Source organism: Streptomyces sp. cmx-18-6, assembly GCF_046548915.1.
GTDB lineage: Bacteria > Actinomycetota > Actinomycetes > Streptomycetales > Streptomycetaceae > Streptomyces.
This window is the reverse complement of sequence record NZ_JAEBEP010000002.1, coordinates 195,822-217,901: the sequence shown is the minus strand read 5'-3', so window position 1 is coordinate 217,901 and position 22,080 is coordinate 195,822. Positions and strand designations below refer to the sequence as shown.

General features: G+C 71.3%; 16 protein-coding genes and 1 pseudogene. 8 read left to right on the top strand and 9 right to left on the bottom strand.

Annotated elements, in window-relative coordinates:
* Positions 1-178: 178 nt before the first annotated feature.
* Genes ACLJPL_RS06000 through ssd form a run of 4 tightly spaced genes read right to left on the bottom strand, consistent with a single transcriptional unit; the run spans position 179 to position 4,219 of the window.
* Positions 179-1,036: a type II secretion system F family protein gene (locus tag ACLJPL_RS06000; protein ID WP_411079630.1), complete on the bottom strand. Its 858-nt coding sequence runs from the start codon at positions 1,034-1,036 to the stop codon at positions 179-181.
* On the bottom strand, positions 1,033-1,914 hold the full coding sequence (locus ACLJPL_RS05995; protein WP_411080026.1) for a type II secretion system F family protein: 882 nt from the start codon (positions 1,912-1,914) through the stop codon (positions 1,033-1,035). Before ACLJPL_RS05995 ends, ACLJPL_RS06000 begins: the two co-directional genes overlap by 4 nt.
* A gap of 23 nt (positions 1,915-1,937) precedes the next feature.
* Positions 1,938-3,086, bottom strand: coding sequence for a TadA family conjugal transfer-associated ATPase (locus tag ACLJPL_RS05990; RefSeq protein WP_411079629.1), 1,149 nt, complete (start codon positions 3,084-3,086; stop codon positions 1,938-1,940).
* On the bottom strand, positions 3,083-4,219 hold the full coding sequence (gene ssd, locus ACLJPL_RS05985) for a septum site-determining protein Ssd (RefSeq protein ID WP_411079628.1): 1,137 nt from the start codon (positions 4,217-4,219) through the stop codon (positions 3,083-3,085). Before ssd ends, ACLJPL_RS05990 begins: the two co-directional genes overlap by 4 nt.
* Positions 4,220-4,723: 504 nt before the next feature.
* Here ssd and ACLJPL_RS05980 point away from each other — a divergent pair.
* Positions 4,724-5,566, top strand: a complete 843-nt coding sequence (locus tag ACLJPL_RS05980) for an HAD family hydrolase (protein WP_411079627.1) — start codon at positions 4,724-4,726, stop codon at positions 5,564-5,566.
* A 517-nt stretch (positions 5,567-6,083) separates the two neighbouring features.
* Here the strand turns inward: ACLJPL_RS05980 and ACLJPL_RS05975 are convergent.
* Positions 6,084-6,908 carry an oxidoreductase gene (locus ACLJPL_RS05975; RefSeq protein WP_411079626.1) on the bottom strand — a complete coding sequence of 275 codons (825 nt, stop codon included), beginning with the start codon at positions 6,906-6,908 and terminating at the stop codon, positions 6,084-6,086.
* Positions 6,909-7,010: 102 nt separating this feature from the next.
* Between ACLJPL_RS05975 and ACLJPL_RS05970 the strand changes: the two genes are divergently transcribed.
* A complete protein-coding gene (locus ACLJPL_RS05970) occupies positions 7,011-8,006 on the top strand; it encodes an ATP-binding protein (RefSeq protein WP_411079625.1) in 996 nt (331 codons plus the stop codon).
* A 179-nt stretch (positions 8,007-8,185) separates the two neighbouring features.
* Here the strand turns inward: ACLJPL_RS05970 and ACLJPL_RS05965 are convergent, their stop codons facing one another.
* Positions 8,186-9,514: a hypothetical protein gene (locus ACLJPL_RS05965; protein WP_411079624.1), complete on the bottom strand. Its 1,329-nt coding sequence runs from the start codon at positions 9,512-9,514 to the stop codon at positions 8,186-8,188.
* A 288-nt stretch (positions 9,515-9,802) separates the two neighbouring features.
* Here ACLJPL_RS05965 and ACLJPL_RS05960 point away from each other — a divergent pair, with 288 nt between their 5' ends.
* The 6 genes and pseudogenes from ACLJPL_RS05960 to ACLJPL_RS05935 all read left to right on the top strand — a co-directional run bounded on the left by ACLJPL_RS05960 (position 9,803) and on the right by ACLJPL_RS05935 (position 18,546).
* A complete protein-coding gene (locus tag ACLJPL_RS05960) occupies positions 9,803-12,562 on the top strand; it encodes a SulP family inorganic anion transporter (RefSeq protein WP_411079623.1) in 2,760 nt (919 codons plus the stop codon).
* A gap of 369 nt (positions 12,563-12,931) precedes the next feature.
* Complete coding sequence (gene acs / locus ACLJPL_RS05955; protein WP_411079622.1) at positions 12,932-14,929, top strand: acetate--CoA ligase; 1,998 nt, start codon at positions 12,932-12,934, stop codon at positions 14,927-14,929.
* A gap of 309 nt (positions 14,930-15,238) precedes the next feature.
* Positions 15,239-16,583, top strand: a pseudogene (gene nhaA, locus ACLJPL_RS05950) (Na+/H+ antiporter NhaA).
* A gap of 40 nt (positions 16,584-16,623) precedes the next feature.
* A complete protein-coding gene (locus tag ACLJPL_RS05945) occupies positions 16,624-17,157 on the top strand; it encodes a phage holin family protein (RefSeq protein WP_411079621.1) in 534 nt (177 codons plus the stop codon).
* Entirely contained in the window at positions 17,154-18,221 is a 1,068-nt protein-coding gene (locus tag ACLJPL_RS05940) for an alpha/beta fold hydrolase (protein ID WP_411079620.1), read from the top strand. The genes ACLJPL_RS05945 and ACLJPL_RS05940 overlap by 4 nt, the downstream gene beginning before the upstream one ends.
* Before the next feature lie 115 nt (positions 18,222-18,336).
* Positions 18,337-18,546 carry a hypothetical protein gene (locus tag ACLJPL_RS05935; RefSeq protein WP_411079619.1) on the top strand — a complete coding sequence of 70 codons (210 nt, stop codon included), beginning with the start codon at positions 18,337-18,339 and terminating at the stop codon, positions 18,544-18,546.
* A gap of 244 nt (positions 18,547-18,790) precedes the next feature.
* Here the strand turns inward: ACLJPL_RS05935 and ACLJPL_RS05930 are convergent, their stop codons facing one another.
* The 3 genes from ACLJPL_RS05930 to nth all read right to left on the bottom strand — a co-directional run bounded on the left by ACLJPL_RS05930 (position 18,791) and on the right by nth (position 21,977).
* Entirely contained in the window at positions 18,791-19,996 is a 1,206-nt protein-coding gene (locus tag ACLJPL_RS05930; protein WP_411079618.1) for a MarP family serine protease, read from the bottom strand.
* 91 nt (positions 19,997-20,087) lie between these two features.
* Complete coding sequence (locus ACLJPL_RS05925; protein WP_411080025.1) at positions 20,088-21,053, bottom strand: NUDIX hydrolase; 966 nt, start codon at positions 21,051-21,053, stop codon at positions 20,088-20,090.
* A gap of 54 nt (positions 21,054-21,107) precedes the next feature.
* Positions 21,108-21,977 carry an endonuclease III gene (gene nth / locus ACLJPL_RS05920; protein ID WP_411079617.1) on the bottom strand — a complete coding sequence of 290 codons (870 nt, stop codon included), beginning with the start codon at positions 21,975-21,977 and terminating at the stop codon, positions 21,108-21,110.
* Positions 21,978-22,080: the final 103 nt, after the last annotated feature.

The following is a 22,080-nucleotide window of genomic DNA, read 5'->3' as shown; positions in this document are numbered from 1 at the left end:
TGCCGTGTGCGGCGGAATACGCCAGCTGCCCGTCCCGCAAACTTCTTGTTCATTACGTCCCCCATAGACATGGATCGATATCGGGCAGCCCTCCGAACGGGACGCCCATGATTGAGAACACGAGTGGAAGCAGAAGCAACCACCGCATGAGCCGGGTGTGTTGCTGCGCTGACAGTTCTCAGCGCGTTGCGAGCAGCCCGCCGGCCAGGCCGATGATCACCGGTGCCACCCCCACCACCAGGAAGGCGGGGAGGAAGCAGAGCCCGACCGGTGCGGTGATCAGCACGCCGGCTCGCTGAGCACGTGCCACGGCCGCAGCGGCCCGCTCGGCGCGCATCGCCTCGGCCAGCCTGGAGACCGGCTCCGCCGCCGGGGCCCCGGTCGTTGCGGCCCGGTGCAGGCAACGGGCCAACTGACCAGCGCCCGGTATCTCCGCGAGCCGCCCCCACGCCTCGGCGGGCTCGCCGCCGAGGCGGATCTCGGCGGCGGCACGGGCCAGCCGGTCGCCGACCGGGCCGCCGATGGACTCGCCCACCGCCTCCGCCGCCTCGCGCGGCCCGGCCCCGACCGCGATGCACGCCGCCAGCAGATCCGCGGCCAGAGGAAGCTGTCCGGCGATCGCGGCACGCTCCTCACGCGTCTCGCCCGGGTGCGGCGCGGGCCGGCTCCGCTGCCATCGCCACGTCCCGTACGCCGCCGCCGAACCGACAGCGCACCCCATGAGGCCGCCGATCAGAATCCACCCGGTCAGCCAGGCCCCGGCCGGGGCCGCCCACTTCCCTGGACCGGCGGCGCGGTCGAGGCCGGTTCCGCCGCCCGCCCGGAGCGGCACGACCACAGCTCGGGTCCACCAGTCGGTCCGTTTCCACCAGGCGGTCCGTACGGTCGGGGCAACGGCCAGCAGCCGTGCGCCCCTGCCGCGGACCAGTCGCCTCCGGCGTCCGGCGGCCGATGCAAGCGCCAGCTGCGCCGCGACGCCCAGTAACGCGCCCAGCATCCCCAGGCTGTGGACAACTCCTCCCGCCGTAGCACTCATGACGCCTCCCCTCCACGCACGATCCGGCAGGCCCAGAACAGGCCGGCCCCCTCCAGGCAGCCCCCCACCGCGAGACAGAACAGCCCACCCGGGGTGTGCAGCAGCACCCGCAGCGGCTCGGCTCCGAGCGCGGCCCCCAGCCCCAGGCCCGCCGCCGGCAACAGGGCGAGGACCACGACCGTCGACCAGGCTCCCGCCAGTTGGGCCCGCAACTCCTCCCGTCTGCGCCGGTCGGCCCGCAAGGCCGTCTCAAGGCGGTCCAGGCCGGTCGCGAGCCCTGCTCCCCCGTCCACCGCCACCCGCCAGCACGCGGCCATCCCGGACAGGCCGTCCATCCCCGGCCCGTCCGCCGCCTGCCGCAGGGCCGCGGGCACATCGCCCCCGAACCGGGCAGCCGCCAGCACGGCGGCCTCCGCGTCCCCGAGCCACGCGCCCGGCCGGGCCTCCGCTCGCGCATCCCCGTCCGCCACGCCATCACGCAGGCCGGCCACCAACGCCTGCCCGGGCTCCTGTCCGGCGCGCAGCTCCCCGACCACAGCGCCGCACAACGCCGCCACGGCGTCCGCCGCCCGCTCCCGCTCCCGTCGCCGGGCCCGGCGACGCACCCACCGTCGTACCAACGGGACCGCCGCGGCTCCGGCGACCAGCGGCAGCACCGACTCACCCACCACCGCGAGCAGGACCGCCGCCGGGACGCACCACCACTCGCGCCGCTCCCTGACCAACTCCCCGGCCCTGCGCAGGCCCGGCCACGCCCGCCACGCCCACCACGGCTGGGCCGGTCCGTCCATGAACAGGACCCGTGCCCGCCGCGCCCCGGGGTTCCGCATCATGGCCAGCCACACCGCCGCACCCGCGCACAGGGCCGCCGTATGCATCGCGTGGGCCGCAGCGCCCCCAGTCACAACGCACCTCCGATCAGCGACTCCAGCCGCCCCCAGCCCCGCTCGGGAACGAAGCCGTCCGCGCTCCAGCTCAGAGCGGGCACGGTGACCACCAGCCCTGCCGCGTCCCGTTCCAGGACGTGCATCTCGGCGATCCGCCGCCGCCCCGCCCGGTCCCGTACGAGATGCACGACCACCGAGAGCGCAGCCGCCAACTGGCTGTGCAGCGCGGCCCGGTCCAGTCCCGCGGCCGTCCCCAGGGCCTCCAGCCTGGCGGGGACGTGCTCGGCGGCGTTCGCATGGACGGTGCCGCAGCCTCCCTCATGGCCGGTGTTCAAGGCGGCCAGCAGCTCCGTCACTTCGACGCCCCTGACCTCTCCCACCACCAGCCGGTCGGGCCGCATCCGCAGCGCCTGCCGCACCAGATCCCGCAGGGTCACACGGCCCGCGCCCTCCTGGTTGGCGGGGCGGGACTCCAGGCGCACCACATGCGGGTGGTCGGGGCGCAGTTCGGCGGAGTCCTCGGCCAGCACGATGCGCTCGTCCGCACCGACTGCCCCCAGCAGGCTGGCGAGGAGGGTCGTCTTGCCCGCCCCGGTGCCCCCGCTGATCAGATACGAGAGCCGAGCCTCCACCATGGCCCGCAGAATCCGGTCGCCGCCCGGCGGCACCGTTCCGGCCTCCACCAACTCCGCCAGGGAGAAGGCCCGTGGGCGCACCACCCGCAGGGACAGACAGGTCGTGCCGACGGACACCGGGGGCAGCACGGCATGCATCCGCGTCCCGTCCGGCAACCGCGCGTCCACCCACGGACGGGCATCGTCCAGCCGCCTGCCCGCCACCGCGGCGAGCCGCTGGGCCAGCCGCCGCACCGCCGCCGCGTCCGGGAAGGTGATCCCCGTCAGCTGGAGGCCGCCGCCCCGGTCCACCCACACCCGGTCCGGCGCGGACACCAGCACATCGGTCACCTCGGGGTCGCCGAGCAACGGCTCCAGCGGGCCCGTGCCGACGAGCTCACCGCGCAGTTCGGCCGCCGCCCCGAGCACCTCCGCATCCCCCAGCAGCCGCCCCTGGGCCCGCAGCGCGGCAGCCACTCCGGCCGGGGTGGGCGCGTCACCGCTGCACGCCAGCCGTTGGCGCACGGCGTCGAGCAGCACATCGGTCACGGCGCGCCTCCCCCGGCCGGAGCCACTGCGGAACCCGTGTCCCCCGCTGCCGCCGCCTGCTCCCAGAACGCATCGCAGAAGCGGGCGAGAGGGCCGCGGGCGCTGCCGCCCGGTGGCACCCCGTCGTCCTGGGAGGCCAGAAGTCCTGATTCCAGCGGCAGTTCACCCACCAGCGGCAGACCGATGGCCTGGGCGACCCATCGCTCGTCGAGACCTGCCGCATACGGTCCCCGGGCCACCACCCGCAGGTCGTCCAGCATCATGCCGGCCACGGACGCGACCCGCTTGGCCGCCGCGACCGCTCTCAGCTCGCCCGGCACCACGAGCAGGCCGAGGTCGAGCTGGGCCAGCGCCTCCACGACGCTCTCGTCCACCCGACGCGGCAGATCCACGACCACCACCCCGCCGAGCCGGCGCGCGGCGGCCAGGACGGCCCGCATGGCCTGCGGCGCGATGGCCACCTCGTCGTCGCGGCCCCAGCTCAGCACTCGCAGTCCATGCAGCGCGGGCAGGGAGTCCTCCAGGGCTCCACCGCCGAGACGCCCCTTGGAGTGGGCGAAATCCGGCCACCGCATGCCCTCGGCGCGCTCGCCGCCCAGCAGGACATCGATGCCCCCGCCCAGGGGGTCCGCGTCGATCAGCATCGTCCGCCTGCCGGACCTCGCCGCACTCACGGCGAGAGCACAGGCCAGCGTGGATGCGCCGGAGCCGCCCCGGCCGCCGATCACGCCGACAGTCAGCGCCGGCCTGCCGACGCCTTCGGCCGCATTGGCGATCTGGTCGACGAGCCAGCCCTCGGAGTCGGGCAGCCGCAGCACGTATTCGGCCCCGATCTCAACCGCGCGTCGCCAGACGTCGGGGTCGTCCTGGTCCCGGCCGACCAGCATCACCCCCCGCCGGCGGGCCGCGCCCCGGCACCGCTCGGCCGCGTCATCGCCCACCAGGACCATCGGAGCCTGCTCCCAGCCGCCCCGTCGTCCGGGCGGGCCGTGGTGAACCTCCGGCTCCGCCCCGGCCGCCGCGCACAGCCGCAGCAGATCGTCGAGCAGCTCCACGTCTTCCGTCACGATCAGCGGTCCGCCGCGCCGCCCTCCGGCGACCGTCAGCCCTTCTCGCGTGAGGGATCCAGCCACGATCTCCGCCCCCTTCTCACTGCCCCTTCAGTACGGTTCGCGGTGATCTCGGAGCGTTTCCGGGATGCGCGAATCCGCTGCCCACGGACTTCGCGGGTGGAAATCAACGTGCGGCATCACGGAAAAACATGTGGATCTTGCTCGAAAACTGTGGACAACTTCAGCATTGTGAATATGTCCGTCACCCGAACCAGCGACTTCCGGAGCGCAGCATCGCTGCTACACACTGTGACGAGACGGGGTGAGCGTCGACGCCTCGCACGAGCGGACCCGCAGGGGTCGGAAGGGAGGGAAGCGTTGGGCCCGGGGAGTGAAAACGCGTCCGGACATGCGACGACCCCCGCCGGGGGGGAGAGCGGGGGTCGTCCCCACGGCCGACTCGGGGGGGGGAGGAGCCGGACCGGGGTTAGCACGGTCGCGAACGATCCGTGACTTCCATGGTGTACCCGAGAGCCTTCTCAGGCAAACCCACGCGCCGGATTTTACGCCGAATGGTGGGCACCTATGCTCACCCTTGTGGAAAACTGCTTCTCGCCGCGCACAGCAGCCTTCTTTGACCTGGACAAGACGGTCATTGCGAAGTCTTCGACGCTGACCTTCAGCAAGTCCTTCTACCAAGGCGGACTGATCAACCGCCGCGCCGTACTGCGCACCGCGTACGCACAGTTCGTGTTCCTCGCCGGGGGCGCCGATCACGACCAGATGGAGCGGATGCGTGAATATCTCTCCGCCCTCTGCAAGGGATGGAACGTGCAGCAGGTCAAGGAGATCGTCGCCGAGACCTTGCACGACCTGATCGACCCGATCATCTACGACGAGGCGGCCACCCTCATCGAAGAGCATCACACGGCGGGCCGCGACGTGGTCATCGTGTCGACCTCGGGGGCGGAGGTGGTCGAACCGATCGGCGAACTCCTGGGCGCTGACCGCGTCGTCGCCACGCGCATGGTCGTCGGGGACGACGGCTGTTTCACCGGTGAGGTGGAGTACTACGCCTACGGGCCGACCAAGGCCGAAGCCGTACGGGCGCTCGCAGTCTCCGAGGGGTACGACCTTTCGCGCTGCTACGCCTACAGCGACTCGGCGACCGACGTACCGATGCTGGAAGCGGTCGGCCACCCGCACGCGGTCAACCCCGACCGCGCGCTGCGCCGCGAAGCGACCCTTCGCGAATGGCCGATTCTCGTCTTCAATCGCCCGGTACGGCTCAAGCAGCGACTGCCCGCCTTCTCGATGCCGCCGCGCCCGGCACTCGTGGCCGCCGCCGCGGTCGGCGCGGCAGCCGTCACTGCGGGACTCGTCTGGTACGCCAGCCGCCGGCGTACCACCAGCGCGGTATCGGGATGAGCGGGCGCACGACGGCTCGACCAGCGGCATGACCCGGCACACAACCACCGGCGAGAACCGCCCGCGTCGGGAAAGCCTGAAGCCCGGGAACCCCAAGACGCCCGGGAAGCCCGGGAAGTTCGAGAAGCCAGCAAGGGCTGCCCGATTCGCCCTTGATTGAACCTAAAAGTAAAGAAGTGGGGCCAGGGCTTTCCCTTCCCTCTGCCCTGGAGTACAAAGGAGTCAACGGCCCGCGAGACCAAGGACATCCGCGAGGATGACCTGTAACGCAGTAACGGCCCCACGGACCGAGCACGAAAGCCGAGCACCCACGCGACGTCGACCCGTCGATTACGGGCCAGCCGCACCAGGTGACGGGCAAAGTACCCGACCTGATGGGCAATTCACGAGGACGCTTGGTAACTGGGCGGACGTGCCAGCGGCGGTACCGCATTCCGGTACCGCCGCAACCCTTTGCCCAGGGCAGATGCCACCTTGATGTCGGCCCACGGGCCGCCTGACGCCGGTGGGGTGCCGCCTACGCCGCGCCGCGCTGCAGGGCTTCGCAGACCGCCGTTGACTCGCGTACCCCCAGCTCGACCGAGCGCCCGCAGTGTGCGATCCAGGCCGCCATGCCTTCCGGGGTTCCCGCCGTATAGCCCTCGAACGCCGCGACGTACGCCGCCCGGCCCTGCTCCGCGTGGCCCACCTCGGCCGGGCAGATCGACTTCGGGTCCAGCCCGCTGCCGATCAGCACGATGCGCTCGGCGGTCCGCGCCACCAGGCCGTTGTGCGAGCCGAAGGGACGCAGCGCCAGCAGCTCACCGTGCACCACCGCGGCCGTCACCAGGGCGGGGGCCGCACTGCCCGCGATGATCAGCTGCGAAAGCCCTTCGAGCCGCCCCGCCACCTCGTCGGCGTCGGCGAGCGGCGCTTCGATCAGCGGCTCGTCGACGGGCTCACCGAGCAGCCGCGGGCGTCCGACCGCGTCGTCGGACGCGGCCCCGCCGGCCGCCACCAGGTGCAGCCGCGCCAGCACCCTGAGAGGCGACTGACGCCAGATGGAGAGGAGCTGTCCGGCTTCCGCGGTGAGCCTCAGCGCGGCTCCGACCATGCGCGCATCGGCCTCACCGCTGAAGTCGGTGCGCCGACGCACCTCCTCCAGGTTCCAGTCGGCACCGGCCAGCGCGGCCGACCCGCGGGAGCCTCGCAGCGCGGCCTCGGCTGTGACCTCGTTGCTGCGACGGCGCATGACACGGTGACCGTAGACCCGGTCGACGGCCTTGCGTACGGAGTCCACCGCGTCGGGCACTCCGGGCAGAGCACCGAGGGTGGCGAGCGGGTCTGAGGCAGTCGTACTCATAAGTAGCGAGGCTACGCGCCCCCCGCTCACGGACCGCCCCCAAGTGGCCATCTTCACGAACCTCGACAGCTCTGCGCTATCGACCCACTACCCTAGGTGAACATGAAGATCGCTTTCGTCGGGAAGGGCGGCAGCGGAAAGACCACGCTGTCCTCGCTCTTCATCCGCCACCTCGCCGCCAATGAAGCCCACGTCGTCGCCGTCGACGCCGACATCAACCAGCACCTGGGGGCCGCCCTCGGCCTCGACGAAGCGGAGGCGGCCGCGCTGCCCGCCATGGGTGCGCACCTCCCCCTCATCAAGGACTACCTGCGCGGCGCCAACCCCCGTATCTCCTCCGCCGAGACGATGATCAAGACGACTCCGCCCGGCGAGGGCTCGCGGCTGCTGCGAGTCGTCGAGGACAACCCGATCTTCGATACCTGCGCGCGTACGGTCCGGCTCGACGACGGGGACATCCGGCTCATGGCCACCGGCCCGTTCACGGAGTCCGATCTCGGCGTGGCCTGCTACCACTCCAAGGTCGGGGCCGTCGAGCTCTGCCTCAACCACCTGATCGACGGGCCGGACGAGTACGTCGTGGTCGACATGACGGCGGGGTCGGACTCGTTCGCCTCCGGGATGTTCACGCGGTTCGACATGACGTTCCTCGTCGCGGAGCCGACCCGTAAGGGGGTGTCGGTGTACCGCCAGTACAAGGAGTACGCACGCGACTTCGGCGTCGCGCTGAAAGTCGTCGGCAACAAGGTGCAGGGCCCGGACGACCTGGACTTCCTGCGCGCGGAGGTCGGCGACGACCTGCTGATCGGAGTCGGCCACTCCGACTGGGTGCGGTCCATGGAGAAGGGTCGGCCGTCACGGTTCGAGCTGCTGGAGGCGGACAACCGGATGGCCCTGCAGGCACTGCAGAACGCCGCCGAGGACTCGTACGCGCTGCGCGACTGGGAGCGCTACACGCGGCAGATGGTGCACTTCCACCTGAAGAACGCGGAGAGCTGGGGCAACGAGAAGACGGGCGCCGACCTGGCGGCTCAGGTCGATCCCGCCTTCGTCCTCGGCGAGCGGCAGGCCGGAGTGGGCCTCCCCGCGCCCGCCTGAGCCTCTGCCTCCCGGCTCCGTAGGGCTCCCCGCTCCCTCCAACCTCCTCCGGCCCCCTTCACCCCGGCACCCCTCGGTCCGGCTCCCGCCCCCGTCCCCCGCCACAGTCCGCCGGCGTGGCGGGCAGCGGGGTGGCGGGCGCGGGGCGACAGGGGGCAGAGGGTGACCGAGGAGGTCGCCTAGTCGGCGTTCCGGGCCGCCGGCTCTTCGGCCTCCGGGCCGGCCGCCTTGCCCTTCTCCGCCGGCTTCGCGGCGGCGGAGAGGGAGCCGAGGTAGGACGACCAGCCCTCCTTCGGCGCTTCGCCGACGCCGAGCGTGGTGAGCTTGGCCAGCGCCTTCCGGTCCTGAACATCCAGCCAGTCCGCGAGCTGCTTGAAGGACACGCAGCGCACGTCCTGCTTGGTGCACACCTTCGCGATGGTCTCCTCGATGGCGCGCATGTAGGTGCCGCCGTTCCAGGACTCGAAGTGGTTGCCGATGATCAGCGGCGCCCGGTTGCCGTTGTACGAGCGGTCGAATGCCTGGAGGAGGCCGTCACGCATCTGGTCGCCCCAGAACTTGTGCTGGGAGGGGTCGCCCTGCGTCGTCGTACCGGACTGGTTGACCATGAAGTTGTAGTCCATGGAGAGGGTCTCGAAAGCGCGGCCGGGCATCGGGACGAGCTGGAGCGGGATGTCCCAGACGCCGCCCTTCTTCTTGGGCCAGACCTGATTGCCGACGCCGCTGGAGTCGTATCGGAAGCCCATGTTCCGGGCTGCGGCGACCATGTTCTTCTGCCCTTCGAGGCAGGGGGTGCGGGCGCCGACCAGTTCCTTGTCGTAGTCGAAGGGGAGCGGCGCCTCGGCCTTCAGCTCCGGAGCGTTGGTCTTCCAGCTCTTGACGAAAGCTTTCGCCTGGCTGATCTCGCTCTTCCACTCCTCGACGGACCAGGTCCCCACTCCGCCGTCCTTGCCGCAGAAGTGGCCGTTGAAGTGGGTGCCGATCTCGTTGCCGTCCTTCCAGGCGGCGCGCAGTTCGGTGAGGGTGTCGCGGATGCCCTCGGTGTCGTTGAAGCCGATGTCGGAGCGGCCCGCGGTGTGCTGCGGCGGGGCGTAGAGGGATCGTTTCTGCTCAGGCAGCAGATACACACCGCTGAGGAAGTACGTCATGGTGGCGTTGTACTTCTTGGCGACGCCGCGGAAGTGCGAGAACAGCTTCTGGCTGTCCTCGCCGGCACCATCCCAGGAGAACACCACGAACTGCGGCGGCTTCTGACCCGGTGCCAGGCGCTGGGCGGCCGGCACTTTCGGCTGAACGCCGGTGAAGGCGGTGGAGCCGTCCCCGATGAGCTTGACGGCGTTCTTCGGGGGAGCCTCCGGAGCGTTCTCCTTGGCGCCGTGGGCCCCCTTCTCCGCACCGGCCTCCCCGGTCGCGGACCCTCCGGAGCCGGCTCCGGAACAGCCCGCGAGAACGGCTGCCAGCGCCGTGGCCATGAGGCCCATGGCGATCCTCTTCGTGGCGGCGATCATCCGCCCACCCTCTTCCTTGCAGGTTATTTGCGTTGAAGTGCCGACACGGCGCGGCCAAACTCGCACGCGGCCCTGCGGGGAGGAGAGCGACATACCGAATGAAAAGCTGCTTATTCACTTGAAAGAGTGAGGTGCTGACCTAAATGCCCGGAATGCGAGACCCCAATCTTTACTCTCCATTACCATTCATTTACTGAGAGTTGAGAAATCCCGCTACTGCACGCCGTGACTCACGGCCGCGTCCCTTGACGTCCTCGCGACCGCGCTGCCTCCGGAGGAGACGGGAACATGTCCGCCTGCGTCCCCACTCGTGATGACCACACGCCCCGCGACACCCCCCGCGATGCGCGGCCTCGCCGCGCCTCGGGAGCGAAGGGGCCCCACAGCCCACCGCCGCCCGGCGGCCGCCGCTTGCGGATCGCGGGCGCGGACATGTCCGCTTCGATCACCGTCTTCCTCATCGCCGTCCCGATGTCGCTCGGCCTGGCCCTCGCCGTGGGGGCCCCGCTGGAGGCCGGCCTGGTGGCCGCAGCGGTCGGCGGCATCGTCGCCGGGCTGTTCGGCGGCACACCTCTTCAGGTCAGTGGCCCCTCCGCCGGACTGACCGTCGTCACGGCCGAGTTGATCCAGGTCTACGGATGGCGCACCACCTGTGCCATCACCATCGGTGCCGGGCTGCTCCAGATCCTCCTCGGCACCATGAGAGCCGCGCGCAACGCACTCGCCGTCAGCCCGGCGATCGTGCACGGGACGCTCGCCGGCATCGGTGTGGCCATCGCACTCGCCCAGCTGCACATCATGCTCGGCGGGTCGCCCCAGAGCTCCGTCGTGGCCAACGCCCTGGCCCTGCCGGAGCAGCTGACCGGGATCGGTGCGGCGGCTCCGCTCATCGGGGCGCTGACCATCGCCGTTCTGCTGCTGTGGCCCCGACTGCCGGGGCGGGTCGGCCGGACGGTGCGGAGCATCCCGGCCGCGCTCGCCGCAGTGGTGATCGCGACCGGGGTGGCAGCGGTGGCGATGCCTGGGATCGCCCGGGTCGACCTGCCGTCCTGGCGTTCGCACGCCCTGCCGGAGCTGCCGCAGGGGCCCGTCCTCGCCCTGGCCACCGCGGTGTTCACCGTGATGCTGGTGGCCAGCCTGGAGTCGCTGCTCGCCGCGGTGACCGTGGACAAGCTGACCGCCGACCGCGCGGGTGAACCGAGGCACCCGGCATCTCCCGTCAGCTACGAAGCCCGCCCCGGGAACGGCGCAGCTTCTCCCGTGAGCGGCGACGCCTCCCCCGTAAGCAACAAGGTCCCACCCGCAAGCGACGAGGCCCCCTTCGTGAACGGCGAGGAGCGCCCGTCGAGCGACTCCCCCAGCCCCTGCCCTTCCTCCACCCCCTCGCTCAACGCCCCACCCGGCACCCCTCCGTCATCCCCGCAGCCCCCGCAGCCGTCTCAGCCCCATCAACCCCCGCAGCCCTCTCAACCTCCGAAGTCTTCGCAGCCCCCGGAGCGTTCCGACCTCGACCGGGAGTTGCGCGGGCAAGGCATCGCCAACACGCTGACCGGGCTGCTGGGCGGGCTGCCGGTGGCCGGGGGCGTGGTGCGCGGTTCGGCCAATGTCCGGGCCGGGGCGAGGAGTCGCGCCTCCACCGTGCTGCACGGGGTCTGGGTGCTCCTCGCGGCGGGACTGCTGGTCACCGTGTTCGAGTGGATCCCGCTGGCCGTGCTGGCCGCCCTGGTGATGGTGGTCGGGATCCAGATGGTGAGCTTCGCGCACATCCGCAACATCCACAGGCACCGGGAGTTCCCCGTCTACGCGGCCACGGTCGCCGGGGTCGTCGCCTTCGGCGCGCTGGCGGGCGTCGCGCTTGGTGTGGCCATGGCGGTGGTGGTCTCGCTGCACCGGCTGGGTCGCACGAAGATCACCGTGACCGAGCAGGGCGGGCGGCATGTGGCCACCGTCCACGGCCAGTTGACCTTCCTGGCCGTTCCGAGGCTCACCCGGGTCCTCGGGCAGCTGCCGCCGGGCATCGACGCGACCGTCGAGCTGGACGGGTCCTTCATGGACCACGCCGCCTACGAGGCGATCCAGTCCTGGCGCAGCGCGCAGCTCGCCCAGGGGGGCCGGATCGACTTCACCGGCCGCTCCGGCAGCCGCATCGCCGAACCCGCCGCCGCGGCCCACTCCTGCTGCCGCCCCTGGACCCCGTGGCGCAACCACCACTGCCACGACCGCCCCGACGCCGGTCCGGCGAACACCGCCGGTACGTCTCCCGGCACCGAAGCCGACACCGCGTCCGACCCCGTGTCCGGCACCCTCGACAGCGCCGGAGCCGACAGGCGGGACGGCGCGCACCGGCTGCTGAGCGGCCTGAGTTCGTTCCAGCGCAACACGGCACCGCTGGTACGCGACGAGCTGGCCCGGCTCGCCTCCGAGGGGCAGAGCCCCTCACAGCTCTTCATCACCTGTGCCGACTCCCGCTTGGTCACCAGCATGATCACCTCCAGCGGCCCGGGCGACCTCTTCACCGTGCGCAACGTCGGCAATCTCGTGCCCCTGCCGGGCACCGTGTCCGCGCAGGGCGGCGACGACTCGGTGGCCGCGGCGATCGAGTACGCGGTGGACGTGCTGCGGGTCGAGTCCATCACCGTCTGCGGCCACTCCGGCTGCGGTGCCATGCAGGCGCTGCTCAAGGGAGAGCCCGAAGCCGGTCCGGACAGGCCGAGAACCCCCTTGTGGCGCTGGCTGCGCCACGGTCTGCCGAGCCTCGAGCGCATGGCGTCGCGCCGCCACCCCTGGGCGCGGATCACCGGCCGGCTGCCCGCCGACGAGGTCGAGCAGCTCTGCCTCACCAACGTCGTCCAGCAGTTGGAGCATCTGCGGGCCCACGAGGCGGTCGCCAGGCGGCTCACCGAGGGGACGCTCCAGTTGCACGGGATGTACTTCCACGTCGGCGAGGCGCAGGCGTATCTGCTGACCGAGGGCTCCAGTTCCGGAACGGGGCCCGACGAGATCTTCGACCGGGTCGGCACCGGAGAGCTGGAACGCACCAGCGTCTGAACCGCACAGCTGGAGAACACCAGCGTCCGAACCGAAGACCTGGATACCTGGACCGCCGGGCTGCCGGGCTGCCCGGCTGCGGGACGGTTGAAGAGCCCCAGCGCTGAACCGGACAGCCCCCGGGCCCGTGAGACCTGATGACCCCGCTCCGCGCCGTACATCCCAGCCGTACATCCCAGCCGGACGTCCGGGAAAGCCGTCCACCCCGGAAAGCCGTACGTCCCGGAGAAGAACCACGGGGCGACTTTGCGCCACGCGTCGTAAAGCCGTCCTGACCTGCGGAGCGGGATCATGCTTCCATACACGAGAACACAGGTCTAAACCAATTCCCGGCAGACACTTGTCACCCGACCCCGCGCCTGATGAGCTATGCCCCGGAACACAACGGACACCCTGGGACTGGGAGAAGTCGTGAGCAACGAGAGCCTGGCCAACCTGCTTCGGGAAGAGCGGAAGTTCGCTCCGCCTGCCGAGCTGGCCGCCAACGCCAACGTCACCGCAGAGGCGTACGAGCAGGCCGCGGCGGATCGGCTGGGCTTCTGGGCCGAGCAGGCCCGCCGCCTGACGTGGGCCACCGAGCCGACCGAGACCCTCGACTGGAGCAACCCGCCCTTCGCCAAGTGGTTCGCGGACGGCAAGCTGAACGTCGCGTACAACTGCGTGGACCGGCACGTCGAGGCGGGCAACGGCGACCGGGTCGCCATCCACTTCGAGGGCGAGCCCGGCGACAGCCGCGCCATCACCTACGCGGAGCTGAAGGACGAGGTCTCCCGCGCCGCCAACGCGCTGACCGAACTGGGCGTCGGCAAGGGCGACCGGGTCGCCGTCTATCTGCCGATGATCCCCGAGGCCGCCGTCGCGATGCTGGCCTGCGCCCGCATCGGGGCGACGCACTCGGTGGTCTTCGGCGGCTTCTCGGCCGACGCCATCGCCACCCGTATCCAGGACGCGGACGCCAAGGTCGTCATCACCGCAGATGGCGGCTACCGCCGCGGCAAGCCCTCCGCGCTGAAGCCCGCGGTCGACGACGCCGTCTCCCGTATCGAGAGCGTCGAGCACGTCCTCGTGGTCCGCCGCACCGGTCAGGACACCGCCTGGACCGAGGGCCGCGACGTCTGGTGGCACGAGATCACCGCCCGGCAGTCCGCCGAGCACACCCCCGAGGCGTTCGAGGCGGAGCAGCCGCTGTTCATCCTCTACACCTCGGGCACCACCGGGAAGCCGAAGGGCATCCTGCACACCTCCGGCGGCTACCTCACCCAGGCCGCGTACACGCACCACGCGGTCTTCGACCTCAAGCCCGAGACCGACGTCTACTGGTGCACCGCCGACGTCGGCTGGGTGACCGGCCACTCGTACATCGTGTACGGGCCGCTGGCCAACGGCGCGACCCAGGTCATGTACGAGGGCACGCCCGACACCCCGCACCAGGGCCGCTTCTGGGAGATCGTGCAGAAGTACGGCGTCACGATCCTCTACACCGCGCCGACCGCGATCCGCACGTTCATGAAGTGGGGCGACGACATCCCCGCGAAGTTCGACCTGAGCAGTCTCCGCGTCCTCGGTTCGGTCGGTGAGCCGATCAACCCCGAGGCGTGGATGTGGTACCGGAAGAACATCGGCGCCGACAAGTGCCCGATCGTGGACACCTGGTGGCAGACCGAGACCGGCGCGATGATGATCTCGCCGCTGCCCGGCGTGACCGAGACCAAGCCGGGAAGCGCCCAGCGCGCCCTGCCGGGCATCGCCGCCACCGTCGTGGACGACGACGCCAACGAGGTGCCGGACGGCGGGGGCGGCTACCTCGTCCTCACCGAGCCGTGGCCCTCGATGCTGCGCACCATCTGGGGCGACGACCAGCGGTTCCTCGACACCTACTGGTCGCGTTTCCAGGGCAAGTACTTCGCGGGCGACGGTGCCAAGAAGGACGAGGACGGCGACGTCTGGCTGCTCGGCCGGGTCGACGACGTCATGCTCGTGTCGGGCCACAACATCTCGACCACCGAGGTCGAGTCGGCCCTCGTCTCCCACCCGGCGGTCGCCGAGGCGGCCGTCGTCGGCGCGGCGGACGAGACGACCGGCCAGGCCATCGTCGCGTTCGTGATCCTGCGCGGTACGGCGACCACCTCCGACGAGCTGGTCGCGGAGCTGCGCAACCACGTCGGCACGACGCTCGGCCCGATCGCCAAGCCGAAGCGCGTCCTGCCGGTCGCCGAGCTGCCCAAGACCCGGTCCGGCAAGATCATGCGCCGCCTGCTGCGCGACGTCGCCGAGAACCGCGAGCTGGGCGACGTCACCACCCTCACCGACTCCTCGGTGATGGACCTGATCACCACCCAGCTGCCGTCCTCGTCCTCCGAGGACTGAGAAAACCTTCTTGTACGGCTCCGATGGGCATCCGGCACCGCGCCGGGAGCCCGTCGGAGCTCGCGTACATCTCACGTAGAGTGGGCGTGCCGCCCGTAGCGGCACATAACGTCACAGAGTCGCGAAGAAAATCTTCACAGGGGCGCCGGGAAGTCTGGTCGGCAGGTTGACCAGCCATGGCATCATGCCGTTTCCCACCCGGAGGTTCCCCCCGTGGCCCCGCCCGCCCCCGTACCGCCGCCCTCCCCCACGCCGCCCCCGCCCCGCCGTGTCCTGCTCGGCCGCCTCCCCCTCCCCGAGCGGAACTACGTGGCGGACGCGCTGCGCACCGAAACAGTCGGCGGCATGATCCTGCTGGCCGCCGCGGTCGCCGCCCTGATCTGGGCGAACGCCGCCGGTTCCTCGTACGAGGCGGTCAGCTCCTTCCACTTCGGCCCCGCCGCCCTCGGCCTCGACCTCTCCGTGGCCCACTGGGCGGCGGACGGGCTCCTCGCGGTCTTCTTCTTCGTCGTGGGGGTCGAGCTCAAGCACGAACTGGTCGCGGGCCAGCTCCGCGATCCCAGGGCGGCCGCCCTCCCGGTCGTGGCGGCCCTCTGCGGCATGGCGGTGCCCGCGCTCGTCTACACGATCACCGCGGTCGTGGGCGGCGGCTCCCTGGCCGGCTGGGCCGTGCCGACCGCCACCGACATCGCCTTCGCGCTCGCGTTCCTCGCGGTGATCGGCACCTCGCTGCCCACCGCGCTGCGGGCCTTCCTGCTCACCCTCGCCGTCGTCGACGACCTCTTCGCCATCCTGATCATCGCGGTGTTCTTCACCGACGACCTCGACTTCCTGGCGCTCGGCGGAGCCGCCCTCGGCCTGGCCCTCTTCCACCTGCTGCTCCGCTTCGGCGTCCGGGGCTGGTACGTCTACGTGCCGCTCGCCCTGGTCGTCTGGGGCCTGATGTACAACAGCGGCGTCCACGCCACCATCGCCGGCGTCGCCATGGGGCTGATGCTGCGCTGCACCCGGCGCGAGGACGAGGCGCACTCCCCCGGCGAGCGCATCGGACACCTGGCCCGCCCGCTCTCCGCCGGCGTCGCCGTCCCGCTGTTCGCCCTCTTCTCGGCCGGGGTCTCCCTCAAGGGCGACGCGCTGGCCGGCGTCTTCACCCGGCCCGAGACCCTCGGCGTCGTCCTCGGACTCGTCATCGGCAAGACGGTCGGCATCTTCGGCGGTTCGTACCTCACCGCCCGCTTCACCAAGGCGGAGCTGAACAAGGACCTGGCCTGGGCGGACGTCCTCGCGGTCGCCTCGCTCGCCGGCATCGGGTTCACCGTCTCGCTGCTCATCGGCGAACTGGCCTTCGAGGGCGACGCGGACACGATCAACGAGATCAAGGCCGCCGTACTGCTCGGATCCCTGATCGCGGCCGTACTCTCCGGGGTACTGCTGAAACTCCGCGTACGCCGACACCTCGCCCCGACCGATGCGGAAGAGCGGGACGAGGACGGAGCGGGACGAGGTCGCGTCCGGGGTGCCCGACGTCCATGAACAGGACGATCCGGGGTATCACCTGCGGATGGCCGCGATCCATGAGGCGAGGGCGGCCGAGCACCGCCGTCGCGCCGAACGGGCGGGGGCAGCGCGCAACATGCCGGACAGTCCGGCATGATCTGACATCGGATGTGTCGAAGACGGAGAGGGAGTCAGGGATGAGCGACCCCGGCAACTACGCGGGCAGCGCCGACCGCAGCATCGGGCAGCTGGTCGCCTCGGCGACGGCCGAGATGTCCGCGCTGGTGCACGACGAGATCGCCCTGGCGAAGGCGGAGGTGCGGCAGGACGTCAAGCGGGGGGTGATCGGCAGTGTGGCGTTCATCGTCGCGGGCGTGCTGCTTCTGTTCACCATGCCGATGCTGAGCTTCGCCGCCGCGTACGGCATCCACAACCTGGGCCTCGGCCTCGCGTGGTCGTTCCTGATCGTGGCCGGCGGGTTCATCCTTCTGGCGGCGCTGCTGGGGCTGCTGGGCTGGCTGAAGTTCAAGAAGGTCAAGCCGCCGCAGAAGTCGATCGCCTCGGCCAAGCAAACCGCCGCCGTGTTGCAGAACGCGAAGCCGCACCCGCGCCCGGCCATCACGGCCGACGCGATCCTCAAGCGATCCGGCAGCAGTCTCGCCGCGGGTACGGGTGTCGAGCACGCATCGGGTAAGGACAGCGCCGTCTCTGTGGCACGCTCGTCCACATGACGGTTCCCGATTCCAGCGCATTCGGCCCGGCGGGTTCGGTCGGCCCCCCGGGTCCGGCCGACCCGGCGGGCTCTTCCGCGGGTTCACCGGTGGGCTCACCGGCGGTTCCGGCCACCCCGTCCGCCCGGGGCGCCGGCCCCGTCGGCGCCGGAGGGCCCGTGCGCCTCGACGGCCCCTGGACCCACCGCGATGTGGCCGCCAACGGTGCGCGCTTCCACATCGCCGAGATGGGTGAGGGGCCGCTGGTCCTGCTCCTGCACGGGTTCCCGCAGTTCTGGTGGACCTGGCGCCACCAGCTGCCCGCGCTCGCCGAAGCGGGCTTCCGGGCCGTCGCGATGGACCTGCGCGGGGTGGGCGGCAGCGACCGCACCCCGCGCGGTTACGACCCTGCCAACCTGGCCCTCGACGTCACCGGGGTGATCCGCTCCCTCGGGGAGCCGGACGCGGCCCTGGTCGGCCACGATCTGGGCGGCTATCTCGCCTGGACGGCCGCCGTGATGCGGCCCAAGCTGGTGCGCCGGCTCGTCGTCTCGTCCATGCCGCACCCGCGCCGCTGGCGCTCCTCGATGCTGTCCGACTTCGCCCAGTCGCGGGCGGGCTCGTACATCTGGGGATTCCAGCGCCCCTGGCTGCCGGAACGTCAGCTCGTCGCGGACGACGCGGCCCTGGTGGGCCGTCTGGTCCAGGACTGGGCCGGGCCCCGGACGCCGGACTTCCCCGATGAGGACGCCCTGGACGTCTACCGGCGGGCCATGCGCATCCCCTCCACCGCCCACTGCTCGATCGAGCCGTACCGCTGGATGGTCCGCTCGATGGCGCGTCCGGACGGGGTCCAGTTCAACCGCCGGATGAAGCGGCCCGTCCGGGTGCCCACCCTGCACCTGCACGGCTCACTCGATCCGGCGGTCCGCACCCGGAGTTCGGCGGGTTCGGGCGAGTACGTCGAGGCGCCCTACCGATGGCGACTTTTCGACGGTGTCGGGCACTTCCCCCACGAGGAGGACCCGATCGCCTTCTCCACCGAACTCATCAACTGGCTCAAGGATCCCGAGCCCGACCGGTAACCGGGCAGCCCACCCCGGGCACGGGTCCGCGCCCCCGGCCACTTGCCTGCCGCATACGCCAATTGGCTGACTCGCGCACGATTACCGACCTTGGGACACGGGCAGACGTCGGGGTATGGGCTGGACGCACGACTTCACTGACGAAGCACGCAACCGCCGCTCCACCGCGACAGCCGGTGCGAGCGCTCATGAGGGGGGCGGCCCTCTGGGCCGGGTGCACGATGTGCAGGACCTTCGCCTTCACCATCCCCGGCTCGGGATTCCGCGCATCCTCCGTCGTCGGGCCCGCTGGGTCTCGGCGCGGCTGCGCCACCCCCGTAGCTGAATCTCCCGACCCCGGCTGATCCTTCCCGAACCCGCCGACCGCACCGCGCCCCGCCGAGCCGCATGGCTGACCGGCGGGGCGTTCTACCGTACGGGAGCGGGCGGCGGGGCGTTCTGGCGTACGGGGGCAGGCGGCGGGGCCGTTCTGGCGTACGGGGGCAGGCGGCGGGGCATGCGACCGTACGGGCGTGGGTCCGGGCTCCCGGAGCCGCCGCCGCTTCAGGCTTCCGGAGCCACCGCCGCTTTCAGAGGGCGCAGCCCTGGCTGTCGACCTGCTGGTTCGCCGTGCGGCCGATCCTGATGTCCTCGCGGATCTCGTCGGCGGTCAGTGCGTAGCCGGTGTCGGGGTCGTCGAGCGACTTGGCGAACACCACTCCGTACACCTTCCCTTCCGGAGTGAGCAGCGGGCCGCCGGAATTCCCCTGGCGCACGGTCGCGTAGAGGGAGTAGACGTCGCGGCGGACCGTGCCCCGGTGGTAGATGTCCGGGCCGTCCGCGTCGATGCGGGCGCGGACCCGGGCCGAGCGCACGTCGTACGCGCCGTTCTCGGGGAATCCGGCGACGATCGCGCTGTCGCCGCTCTCCGCGTCGTCGTCCGAGCCGGTGAACTCCAGCGGTACGGCCTTGAGGTCGGGCACGTCCAGGACGGCGATGTCGCGCTGCCAGTCGTACAGGACCACCTTCGCGTCGTACAGCCGGCCCTCGCCGCCGATCTGCACGGTCGGTTCGTCGACGCCGCCGACGACGTGGGCGTTGGTCATCACCCGGCGGTCGGAGAAGACGAACCCGGTGCCTTCGAGGACCTTGCCGCAGCTCGGAGCCGTACCCATGACCTTGACGATCGACTTCTTGGCGCGGGCGGCGACCGGGCTGCCCACGAGGGCCGGGTCCGGGGCCTTGACCTCGGTGATCGGCTCGTTGGCGAAGGGGCTGAAGACCTGGGGGAAGCCGTTCTGCGCCAGGACGGAGGAGAAGTCCCGGAACCAGGTGGGCGCCTGTTGGGGCATCACCCGGGAGACCCCGAGCAGGACGGAGGAGGTACGGACCTCCTTGCCGAGCGTCGGCAGCGAGGTCCCGGCCAGCAGCAGACCGATCAGCCAGGCGACGAGCAGCATGGCCACCACGTTGACCAGCGCGCCGCCGGTCGCGTCCAGCGCGCGCGCCGGTGACCAGGTGATGTGCCTGCGCAGCTTGTTGCCCAGGTGGGTGGTGAACGCCTGGCCGATCGAGGCGCAGACGATCACGACGACGACCGCTCCGATGGCGGCCGCGGTGGAGACCTCCGACCCCTCGGTCACCCGGTTCCAGATGATCGGCAGCAGGTAGACCGCGACGAGACCGCCGCCGAGGAAGCCGATCACCGACAGGATGCCGACGACGAAACCCTGGCGGTAACCGATGACCGCGAACCACACGGCGCCGAGCAGCAGCAGGATGTCCAGCACGTTCACCGTCGATAGCCTCGCAGTTTCGTCACCTGACCCGTCAGGGGTGACGGGGTCCGGGCCGGGCCCGGTACAGCGCAGCAGGACCGCCAGCGTGTCATGCGCGCCAGTCGAGCGGCACCTCTCTGTCCCGGTCCCACGGGCGCTCCCACCCCGCGTAATGCAGGATCCGGTCGATCACCCCGGCCGTGAAGCCCCAGACCAGAGCCGATTCGACCAGGAAGGCCGGACCGCTGTGGCCGCTCGGGTGCACGGTCGTGGCGCGGTTGGCCGGGTCCGTGAGATCCGCCACGGGAACGGTGAAGACCCGGGCCGTCTCGGCCGGATCGACCACCCCGACCGGGCTGGGCGCACGCCACCAGCCGAGGACGGGCGTCACGACGAAACTGCTGACCGGGATGTACAGCCGGGGCAGTACGCCGAAGAGCTGGACGCCCCGCGGATCGAGACCCGTCTCCTCCTCGGCCTCGCGCAGCGCGGCGCGCAGGGGCCCGGTGGTGGCCTGGTCGCCGTCCTCGGGGTCGAGCGCGCCGCCGGGGAAGGACGGCTGGCCGGCATGGGAGCGCAGAGTGCCGGAGCGCTCCATCAGCAGCAGCTCCGGGCCGCGCGCGCCCTCGCCGAAGAGGACCAGGACGGCGGACTGCCGGCCCGCCCCGCTCTCGGGCGGCAGGAAGCGGCTGAGCTGCTGCGGGCGGACGCTGCGGGCGGCCCGGGCGACGGGGTCGAGCCAGGCGGGCAGACCGGCGGTGGTCACGTCGACGGCCGCGCGGGTGATCGCCTCACGGGCCCCGGCGGGCGGGCCGGCGGGACGGGGCTCGGTCGGGTCCGCGCGCACGTCTGCGATCGGGTGCGCGTGCGGGTCTGCGATCGGATCCGCGTGCGGGTGCGCGTGCACGTCTGCGATCGGGTCCGCGTGCACGTCTGCGATCCGGTCCCTGTGCAGGTCCGCGCGGGCGCCGGCGCTCGTGTGCGCGTCCGAATCCGTGCGCGTGTGCGTGTCTGTGCGCGTGTGCGTGTCCGTCATTGGCACCCCCGTCGTTTCACAACGCTTGTCGTCGGCCATTTCGTTCCGAGCCATTTCGTCGTCCGTGGGGAGGGCGCTCCATGCGGCATTCCCTCATGCGGCCCCCAGCGCGGGAGCGGGCTTGCCCGGATAGTCCGGCGGCGGGTTGAGGCGCTGGCCCGGGTGGCCGCCCATCTCGTACTTCAGGAGCTTCCTGGCCTTCTCGGGGTCGGTCTCGCCCTCACCGTACGAAGGGCAGAGCGGGGCGATGGGGCAGGCGCCGCAGGCGGGTTTGCGGGCGTGGCAGATCCGGCGGCCGTGGAAGATCACGCGGTGCGAGAGCATCGTCCACTCGCTCTTGGGGAAGATGTCGGCGATCACCGCCTCGACCTTCACCGGGTCCTCCTCGTCCGTCCACTTCCAGCGCCGGACCAGTCGGCCGAAGTGCGTGTCCACGGTGATGCCGGGGACGCCGTAGGCGTTGCCCAGCACCACGTTGGCGGTCTTGCGGCCGACGCCGGGCAGCTTGACCAGGTCCTCCAGCCGGTCGGGGACCTCGCCGCCGAAGTCGTCCCGGAGGGCGGCGGAGAGGCCGAGGAGGGACTTGGTCTTGGCCCGGAAGAAGCCGGTCGGCCGGATCAGCTCCTCCATCTTCTCCGGAACGGCCGCCGCCATGTCCTCGGGCGTCGGGTAGGCGGCGAAGAGCGCGGGGGTGGTCTGGTTGACCCTCAGGTCGGTGGTCTGGGCGGAGAGGACCGTGGCGACGAGCAGCTCGAAGGGGCTCCGGAAGTCCAGCTCGGGGTGGGCGTACGGATAGACCTCGGCGAGCTCCCGGTTGATCCGGCGGGCGCGACGGACCAGCGCGAGGTGCGACTCGGCCTTGGGCTTCTTGGGCGCCCGGGGCGTCTTGGGCTTCTCAGGCGTCCTGGGCGCCTTCGACGCCGTCTTCGTGGCGGGCGTCGTTCCGGACGTTGACGATGTCACTGCGGACCTCCTGGCCGACTTCCGGGCCGGCTTTCCCGGCTCTCCGAGGGAGCCATTTGCGGCACTCGGCGGTCGAACCGGGGGCGTTCGCCCACAGCGGAAT

Excerpts from the sequence above, each read along its gene's own strand:
- ACLJPL_RS05960 (WP_411079623.1), top strand. The coding sequence starts at position 9,803 with ATGTCCGCCTGCGTCCCCACTCGTGATGACCACACGCCCCGCGACACC.
- ACLJPL_RS05945 (WP_411079621.1), top strand. The coding sequence starts at position 16,624 with ATGAGCGACCCCGGCAACTACGCGGGCAGCGCCGACCGCAGCATCGGG.
- ACLJPL_RS05975 (WP_411079626.1), bottom strand. The coding sequence starts at position 6,908 with ATGAGTACGACTGCCTCAGACCCGCTCGCCACCCTCGGTGCTCTGCCC.
- ACLJPL_RS05995 (WP_411080026.1), bottom strand. The coding sequence starts at position 1,914 with ATGCATACGGCGGCCCTGTGCGCGGGTGCGGCGGTGTGGCTGGCCATG.
- ACLJPL_RS05965 (WP_411079624.1), bottom strand. The coding sequence starts at position 9,514 with ATGATCGCCGCCACGAAGAGGATCGCCATGGGCCTCATGGCCACGGCG.
- ACLJPL_RS05935 (WP_411079619.1), top strand. The coding sequence starts at position 18,337 with ATGGGCTGGACGCACGACTTCACTGACGAAGCACGCAACCGCCGCTCC.
- ACLJPL_RS05970 (WP_411079625.1), top strand. The coding sequence starts at position 7,011 with ATGAAGATCGCTTTCGTCGGGAAGGGCGGCAGCGGAAAGACCACGCTG.
- ACLJPL_RS05925 (WP_411080025.1), bottom strand. The coding sequence starts at position 21,053 with ATGGCCGACGACAAGCGTTGTGAAACGACGGGGGTGCCAATGACGGAC.
- ACLJPL_RS05940 (WP_411079620.1), top strand. The coding sequence starts at position 17,154 with ATGACGGTTCCCGATTCCAGCGCATTCGGCCCGGCGGGTTCGGTCGGC.
- ACLJPL_RS06000 (WP_411079630.1), bottom strand. The coding sequence starts at position 1,036 with ATGAGTGCTACGGCGGGAGGAGTTGTCCACAGCCTGGGGATGCTGGGC.
- acs (WP_411079622.1), top strand. The coding sequence starts at position 12,932 with ATGCCCCGGAACACAACGGACACCCTGGGACTGGGAGAAGTCGTGAGC.
- ACLJPL_RS05980 (WP_411079627.1), top strand. The coding sequence starts at position 4,724 with ATGCTCACCCTTGTGGAAAACTGCTTCTCGCCGCGCACAGCAGCCTTC.